The organism is Frankia sp. CcWB2 (assembly GCF_977927585.1).
The window spans coordinates 35,575-43,406 of the sequence record NZ_CDWRCM010000001.1 but is presented as its reverse complement, the minus strand read 5'-3'; the positions used below and the strand labels follow the sequence as shown (position 1 = coordinate 43,406).

The following is a 7,832-nucleotide window of genomic DNA, read 5'->3' as shown; positions in this document are numbered from 1 at the left end:
GGGTCAGGGCAAGCACCGCGCCGACCACCATGGTGAGGATGGCGATCGTCCACAGGATTGGTCGCCAGTCCCAGCGCAGCCCCCCGAAGGCGACGTAGAAGACCCGCAGCAGGGCGCCGAACGCGGCGACCTTCGTCCCCGCCGCCATGAACGCGGTAACCGGCGTCGGCGAGCCCTGATAGACGTCCGGCGTCCAGGAGTGGAACGGCGCGGCGCCGATCTTGAAGAACAGACCCACCGCCAGCAGCGCGAACGACAGATAGAGGTAGGTGTCGTTCACACCGGCGTTGCCGACCGCGTCCGCGATCGCCCCGAACTCCACGCTGCCGGCAAATCCGTAGGCAAACGCGACGCCGTAGAGGAAGAAGGCCGAGGAGAACGCCCCGAGCAGGAAGTACTTCATCGCCGCTTCCTGCGACAGCAGCCGGCGGCGCCGGGCGAGCCCGGCCAGCAGGTACAGCGGCAGCGAGAGGATCTCCAGCGCCACGAACATCACCAGCAGGTTGTTCGATGCGACGAAGAGCATCATCCCGGTGACCGAGAAGACCATCAGCGGATACGCCTCGGTCTGCACGTCTGCCGAGGTCTGCTGCGCCGTCGATCCCTTCGAGCCTGGAGTGATCGCGGCCGAGGCCACGATCGCCCCGCCGGACGAGTCAAGCTGGCGTTCGGCCACCAGCAGCACCGACAGCAGGGCGAAGACCAGGATCGTGCCCTGCATGAACAGGGTCGGCGCGTCGATCGCCAGCGCACCGGAGGCGAGGATGGCCTGCCGGCCATGCAGCACCGCCACGGCCACGAGCGCGGCGACGAAGCCCGCACCCGCCAGGATCGGCTGGAAGGTCCGCCGGGCCCGCTTCGTGGCGAAGGCGTCGACGAGCACCCCGACGAGCGCGACCCCGAACACGATCAGGATCGGGCTGAGCGAGGAGTACTCGATCGACGGCGGCGTGATCATCGGGTTCGATTCCTGCGCCAGGAGAAGGTCGGGTGTGGCGCTCACGAGTGGCCTCCGGACTCCGCGGTCACCGAGTGCGTCGGAGCCGGGTCAGACTTGCCGATATCGGCATAGGTCGCCGTCACCGTCGGCGTGATGATGTCGAGCAGCGGCTTGGGGTAGACCCCGAGCGCGACGATGAGCGCGACCATCGGGGCGACGACGAGCTTCTCGCGCAGGCTGAGGTCGACCAGGACCTTGTTCTCCTCGTGCACCACCGGCCCGGTCATCGTCCGCTGGTAGAGGTACAGGATGTAGATCGCGGCCAGCACGATGCCGGTGGTCGCGACGATCGCCAGCGGCTTGTTCCGGGTGAACGTCCCCATCAGCACCAGGAACTCGCTGACGAAGCTGTTCGTCCCGGGCAACGCCAACGACGACAGTCCGGCGACGAGGAACACCCCGGCGAGCACCGGCGTCACCCTGGCCAGACCACCGTAAGCGCCGACGTCACGGGTGCCGCGGCGCGCCACCAGGAAGCCCACGACCATGAAAAGCAGGCCGGTGGACAGGCCGTGGTTGACCATGTAGAGCACCGCACCGCTGCCCGCCTGAGAAGTGAAGGCGAAGGTGCCCAGCGCGATGAAGCCGAAGTGGGCCAGCGAGGTGTAGGCGACCAGCCGTTTCATGTCCCGCTGCCCGATGGCGAGCAGGGCGCCGTAGAAGATGCCGGTCACCGCCAGCCCCAGCACCAGCGGGGCGAAGTAGTCGGCCGCGTCGGGGAACAGCGGGATGCAGTACCGGATCAGTCCGAACGTGCCCACCTTGTCCAGCACCCCGACCAGCAGCACCGCGCCGCCGGTGGGCGACTGCGCGCCGGCGTCGGGCAGCCAGGTGTGGAACGGGAACAGCGGGGCCTTGATGGCGAACGCCAGGAAGAAGCCGAGGAACAGCAGCTTCTGCACCTCGGGGGTGATGTCCATCTGCCGCAGGGTGGCGAAGTCGAAGGTTCCGCTGCCGAGGTTGTCGGCGGAGACGACGTACAGCCCGATCACGGCGGCGAGCATCAGCAGGCCACCGAAGAGGCTGTAGAGCAGGAACTTGACCGCCGCGTAGGAGCGCTGCGCTTGCTCCCTGACCGGGCCGTAGCTCCCGATGAGGAAGTACATCGGGATGAGCATCGCCTCGAAGAAGACGTAGAAGAGGAAGACGTCGGTGGCGGCGAACACGCCGATCATCCCGGCCTCCAGCGCCAGCAACAGCGCGAAGAACGCCGGGACCGACCGCCTGCTCCGCGTCCCGGCTCCGGGCCCGGAGCCGTCCGCCCCGACGGCGGCCGCGCCGGTCGGATCCGTCGCGCCGGTCGTCCCGCCATCCGCGTCTGCCTCGTCCCAGGACGCCAGGACCACGACCGGCACCAGCAGCGCGGCCAGCAGGATCAGCACCAGCGAGATGCCGTCAGCTCCCACCGAGTAGGAGATGCCGAAGGTTTTGATCCAGTCGTAGGACTGGCCGAACTGGAAGCCGGCCTTGTTCGGGTCGTAGGCAGCAGTCGCAAGGACCGCGAGCACCAGGACCGCCAGCGAGAGCCCGAGGGTGAGCTGCTTGGCGAGGGTCGACAGCCGGCGGGGCAGAGCGGCGACGATCATCGCACCCGCGACCGGGACGATCAACATGATCGTCAACCAGGGGACTGTGTGCATGTCAGCCCGCCCTCACCAGCAACAGCGCGCCGACCACGAGGACGGCACCTCCCAACATTGACAGAGCGTAGGACCGGACGAAGCCGGTCTGGAGGCGGCGCATCCGCCCCGACAGGCCGCCGATGGCGGCGGCGCTGCTCCGCACGAGCCCGTCGACGCCGACGAGGTCCAGCCAGACCAGGAAACGGGTCAGGTACTGGCCAGGCCGCATCGCGACGGTCTCGTTGAAGGTGTTCGCGAACAGGTCGTGACGGGCGGCGACGGTGACCAGGGTGACCTTGGAGTCCGGCGGGGCCGTCGCCTCGACCGGGCGCAGCTGGTAGCGCACATAGGCGCCGGCGAAGCCGCCGACGGTGACCACCAGTGTGAGCAGGGTGAGGACGAGCGGCGAGAAGGTGTGGACGCCCTCGACGTGCGTCCCGGCGACCGGTTCGAGCCAGTCCTGCAACGAGTGGCCGAGGACGAACAGGCCACCGGCGAGGACCGAGCCGACGGCCAACACGATCATCGGCCCGGTCATCGACACCGGGGACTCGTGCGGATGCCGGGCGTGCTCGCCCTCCGTCGTCCAGCGCGGCCTGCCGTGGAAGGTCATCAGGAACAGCCGGGACATGTAGAAGGCGGTGATGCCCGCGCCCAGCAGCGCGATCGAGCCGAGCAGGTATCCCGATGTCCCACCCTTGTCGAAGGCGGTCTCGATGATCCGGTCCTTGGTGAAGAAGCCGGAGAACCCGGGGAACCCGATGATCGCCAGGTAGCCAAAACCGAAGGTCACCCAGGTGATGGGCATGTACCGCCAGAGCCCACCGTAGTGGCGCATGTCCTGGTCGTCGTGCATCGCGTGGATCACCGAGCCGGATCCGAGGAACAGGCCGGCCTTGAAGAAGCCGTGGGCGAGCAGGTGCATGATGCCGATCGCGTAGCCGGCCGGTCCCAGCCCCACCGCGAGGAACATGTACCCGATCTGGCTGACCGTCGAGTAGGCCAGCACCTTCTTGATGTCGTCGTAGGCGCAGCCGATGACGCAGCCAATCAGGATCGTGACCGCCCCGATGATCACTACGACGGTGCGAGCGGCCTGCGTCTCGTTGAAGATCGGCCCGGCCCGCACGATGAGGTAGACCCCGGCGGTGACCATGGTTGCCGCATGGATGAGCGCGGAGATCGGGGTCGGGCCCTCCATGGCGTCCGGCAGCCAGGCCTGCAGTGGGAACTGACCGGACTTGCCGCACGCGCCGAGCAGGAGCAGCAGCGCGATCGCGGTGATCGTGCCGTAACCGATGACGCCCGCGGCGGCCGAGCCGAACACGTCGGCGTAGCTCGTCGACCCGACGGTGGCGAACATGAACATGATCGCGAGCACCAGCCCGACGTCCCCGACCCGGTTCATGTAGAAGGCCTTGTTCGCCGCGGTGGCGGCGGCCGGCTTGTACTCCCAGAACTTGATGAGCAGGAAGGACGACAGCCCGACCAGCTCCCAGCCGGCGTAGAGCGACAGGAAGTTGTCGCCCAGGACGAGCAGCAGCATCGACGCCAGGAAGAGGTTCATGTAGGCGAAGAACTTCCGCCGGGCCGGGTCGTGCGCCATGTAGCCGATCGAGTAGATGTGGATCAGTGTCCCGACCCCGGTGATCAGCAGCACAAAGACGACCGAAAGCTGGTCGACCAGCAGACCGACGTCCACCTGGAAACCGTTGACCGGAATCCAGGAGTACAGCTGCTGGGACAGCGCCCGGTCGTCACCGGGGCGGTCGAGCAGGCCGGCGAACAGCACCAGACCGATCACGAAGCTGGCGGCGGAGGTCAGTGTGCCGAGCAGATGCCCGAACCCGTCGGTCCGCCGGCCGCCGAGCAACAGCACCGCGGCTCCGGCCAACGGAAGCGCGATGAGCAGCCAGGTCAGCGAGAAGACCCCCGACGCGGCCGCATAATGGATCTTGCTGCCGCCATGTTCGGCGGCGGCGAGCAGAAGCGGGTCAGCGTTCATCGCGACTCCGCCGCGGATGCCATTGGCGATAATGCGTCACTGCAGTGTCGTCCGTTCTTCCGTGGCCGACGGCCGGTCGCAGCCGCGTTCCGGCGGCGGGAGCGGACCGGAGAGTCCACCCGACCCGGTCCGCGGTGGGAATGCTGGTCAAGATCTGGTGCTCGCGCTCGTACTCGTGCTTGGCTGGGATCTAGTACTTCAGCAGGTTCACGTCATCCACCGACGCCGAGTGACGGGTTCGGAAGATGCTGAGGATGATGGCCAGGCCGATGACGACCTCGGCCGCGGCGACGACCATGACGAAGAAGGCCATGATCTGCCCGTCGAGGGTCCCGTGAATGCGGGAGAACGTGACCAGGGTCAGGTTCGCGGCGTTGAGCATAAGCTCCACCGACATGAACACGACGATCGCGTTGCGCCGGACGAGGACCCCGACCGTGCCGATGGTGAACAGTAGCGCGGAGAGGATCAGGTAGTTCGCGGGGTTCATCGACCGTCCCCCTTACCGGCGCCGATGGGCGCCGAGCCGTTCGCGTCCCGGGAGATGCCGCCGCCCGGCTCGCCGGGCGTCTCGGGGATGCCCCCGATGCCCGAGGCGCGCCCGCCGCCCGGCAACAGCCCGAGCGTGTCGGCGGAGTCATGCCGGGCGAAGACCCCCGGCCCGGGCAGCGGGGTGACCTGACGGCCCTCGGTGAAGCGCCGCCGCATCCACTCCCGCTGGCTGATCCGGCCGCCTTCGCGTTCCCGGTGGCCGAGGATCATCGTGCCGATCGCGGCGACGACAAGCAGCGCCGAGATCGCCTCGAAGACGAAGACATAGTCGGTGAACAGCAGGCGGCCGATCGCCTGGACGTTGCCGCCGGTGTTCGCCTCGGACAAGCCCGTGGCGCTCCCGCCGTCGATCGCCGAACCGATCGGGAAGGCCAGCAGGCCCGCGAAGCCGAGGCCGAAGACGATCGCGCCGAGGCGCTGACCGCGGATGGTCTCCACCAGCGAGTCGGACGAGTCGACCCCGACGAGCATCAGCACGAACAGGAACAACACCATGATCGCGCCCGCGTAGACGATGATCTGCACGAACCCGAGGAACGGTGCCTCCTGGATCAGGTAGAACACCGCGACGCAGAACAGGTTGGCCACCAGCAGCAGCGCCGAGTGCACGACGCTGCGGACCATCACCATGCCGAGTGCGGCCAGCACCGCGACCGGGGCGAGGATCCAGAAGGTCGCGGCCTCACCGGTGGAGGTGCTGGTGATGTCCCCCGCCGCGGCGGCGAGGATCTCGTGGTTCATCGTGGTCGCTCCGAACCGGCGCCGTGGGCGGGAACCTCGTCCGCCCGGGAGTGCTCGCCCGCCGTCCGCCGGGCGATGACGTCTGCTGCCTCCCGCTCCGCGGCCTGCCCCGCGGCCTGCTCCTGCCCCGCGGCCTGCCAGGGCCGCGGGGCATCGGGGTCGCGGGTGTAGTAGTCGGTCTCGCTGGAGCCAAGCCGCATCGGATGCGGCGGCGCCTCCATGCCCTCGCGCAGCGGAGCGAGCAGCTGTTCCTTGGTGAAGATCAGATCCTGTCGGCTGTCGTCGGCGAGCTCGTAGTCGTTGGACATCGTCAGCGCCCGGGTGGGGCAGGCCTCGATGCACAGCCCGCACAGGATGCACCGCAGGTAGTTGATCTGGTAGACGCGGCCGTACCGCTCGCCCGGGGAGTACCGCTCAGCCTCGGTGTTGTCCGCGCCCTCGACATAGATCGCATCGGCCGGGCACGCCCAGGCGCACAGCTCGCACCCGACGCACTTCTCCAGGCCGTCGGGATGCCGGTTGAGCTGGTGACGGCCATGGAAACGCGGGGCGGTCTCCTTTTTTTCCTCCGGGTACTGCTCGGTCGTCGGCTTCTTGAACATCGTCCCGAAGGTGACGCCGAACCCCTTGTACGGGTCGAGGATCCCCATGACTCAACGCTCCTGACGCGGACCGGGGTCCGCGGGGATGACAGTGGACGACCCGTTGGCCGAGGCACCGGCGGACACCGCCGGACGGCCCCGTCCACCGGCCGGCGGTGGGGGCGGCCACGGGATGCGGTCGAGGCTCGGCGCCTCGGCCAACTTGCGCTGCTCGGCCTCCTCCAGCTCCCGCTGGTGCCTCGCGCCGCCGGGATCAATGAGCGCGACGATCAGCAGGATGCCGACGACCACGCCGAACCCGACGAGCCAGGGCGTGCGGTCGTCCACGTGCTTCTGGTAGACGCGGAAGGTCGCGACGGCCAGCACCCAGACCAGACCAACCGGGATGAGCACCTTCCAGCCGAAGCTCATGAACTGGTCGTACCGCAGCCGCGGCAGCGTCCCGCGCAGCCAGATGAAGAAGAACAGGAACGCCAGCAGCTTGAGGACGAACCAGATCAGCGGAATCCAGCCGGAGTTCAGACCGGACAGGCCGGGGATGGGCGGAGGCTGCCAGCCCCCGAGGAACAAGGTCGTCGCGATCGCCGAGACGGTGACCATGTTGATGTACTCGGCCAGGAAGAAGAACGCGAACTTGATGGAGCTGTACTCGGTGTGGAACCCGCCGACCAGTTCGCCCTCGGCCTCGGGGAGGTCGAAGGGGGTCCGGTTCGTCTCGCCGACCATCGAGATGCAGTACAGGACGAACGACGGCACCAGCACGATGTACCAGCGACCCGACTGGCTCGCCACGATGCCGGAGGTCGACAGCGTGCCGGCGTAGATAAACACCGCGACGAACGCGAGCCCCATCGCGACCTCGTAGGAGATGATCTGCGCGGCCGAACGCAGCGAGCCGAGCAGCGGGTAGGTGGACCCGCTCGACCAGCCCGACAGGATGAGCCCGTAGACACCGAGGGAGGCGGCCGCCAGCAGGTAGAGCACGCTCACCGGCAGGTCCGCCAGTTGCAGCGTGGTCCGCTCCCCGAGGATCGAGACCTCCGGACCGAAGGGGATCACCGCGAAGGCGAGGAACGCGGGCACCGCGGAGACGATCGGCGCCAGGATGAAGATCGGCTTGTCGGCGAGTACCGGGATGAGGTCTTCCTTGAGCATCAGCTTGGCGCCGTCGGCGAGGCTCTGCAGCCAGCCCCTCGGGCCGTGGCGGTTCGGGCCGACCCGCTGCTGCATCTTCGCGACGACCTTGCGCTCGAACACGATCGCGAACAGCGTCATCAGCAGCAGGAAGGCGAACACCGCGACGGCCTTGA

7 protein-coding genes are annotated in these 7,832 nt (G+C 68.1%); all 7 read right to left on the bottom strand.

Translation table 11 applies throughout. The annotated features are described in order from the left end of the window. The coding region (locus ACY45C_RS00220; RefSeq protein ID WP_462185737.1) for an NADH-quinone oxidoreductase subunit N at positions 1-958 on the bottom strand (958 nt) is incomplete at its 3' end. A 41-nt stretch (positions 959-999) separates the two neighbouring features. Then, entirely contained in the window at positions 1,000-2,640 is a 1,641-nt protein-coding gene (locus ACY45C_RS00215) for an NADH-quinone oxidoreductase subunit M (protein ID WP_462185663.1), read from the bottom strand. A gap of 1 nt (position 2,641) precedes the next feature. After that, positions 2,642-4,627: an NADH-quinone oxidoreductase subunit L gene (gene nuoL / locus ACY45C_RS00210; protein WP_462185662.1), complete on the bottom strand. Its 1,986-nt coding sequence runs from the start codon at positions 4,625-4,627 to the stop codon at positions 2,642-2,644. A gap of 190 nt (positions 4,628-4,817) precedes the next feature. Continuing rightward, positions 4,818-5,117, bottom strand: a complete 300-nt coding sequence (nuoK, locus tag ACY45C_RS00205) for an NADH-quinone oxidoreductase subunit NuoK (protein WP_462185661.1) — start codon at positions 5,115-5,117, stop codon at positions 4,818-4,820. Further along, on the bottom strand, positions 5,114-5,920 hold the full coding sequence (locus ACY45C_RS00200; RefSeq protein ID WP_462185660.1) for an NADH-quinone oxidoreductase subunit J: 807 nt from the start codon (positions 5,918-5,920) through the stop codon (positions 5,114-5,116). The genes nuoK and ACY45C_RS00200 overlap by 4 nt, the downstream gene beginning before the upstream one ends. Beyond that, on the bottom strand, positions 5,917-6,570 hold the full coding sequence (nuoI, locus tag ACY45C_RS00195) for an NADH-quinone oxidoreductase subunit NuoI (RefSeq protein WP_462185659.1): 654 nt from the start codon (positions 6,568-6,570) through the stop codon (positions 5,917-5,919). The genes ACY45C_RS00200 and nuoI overlap by 4 nt, the downstream gene beginning before the upstream one ends. Before the next feature lie 3 nt (positions 6,571-6,573). Next, positions 6,574-7,832: NADH-quinone oxidoreductase subunit NuoH (nuoH, locus tag ACY45C_RS00190; protein ID WP_462185658.1), on the bottom strand; the 1,259-nt coding region annotated here is incomplete at its 5' end.

Coding starts and splice junctions, on each gene's coding strand:
- ACY45C_RS00200 (WP_462185660.1), bottom strand. CDS start 5,920: ATGAACCACGAGATCCTCGCCGCCGCGGCGGGGGACATCACCAGCACC.
- ACY45C_RS00215 (WP_462185663.1), bottom strand. CDS start 2,640: ATGCACACAGTCCCCTGGTTGACGATCATGTTGATCGTCCCGGTCGCG.
- nuoL (WP_462185662.1), bottom strand. CDS start 4,627: ATGAACGCTGACCCGCTTCTGCTCGCCGCCGCCGAACATGGCGGCAGC.
- nuoK (WP_462185661.1), bottom strand. CDS start 5,117: ATGAACCCCGCGAACTACCTGATCCTCTCCGCGCTACTGTTCACCATC.
- nuoI (WP_462185659.1), bottom strand. CDS start 6,570: ATGGGGATCCTCGACCCGTACAAGGGGTTCGGCGTCACCTTCGGGACG.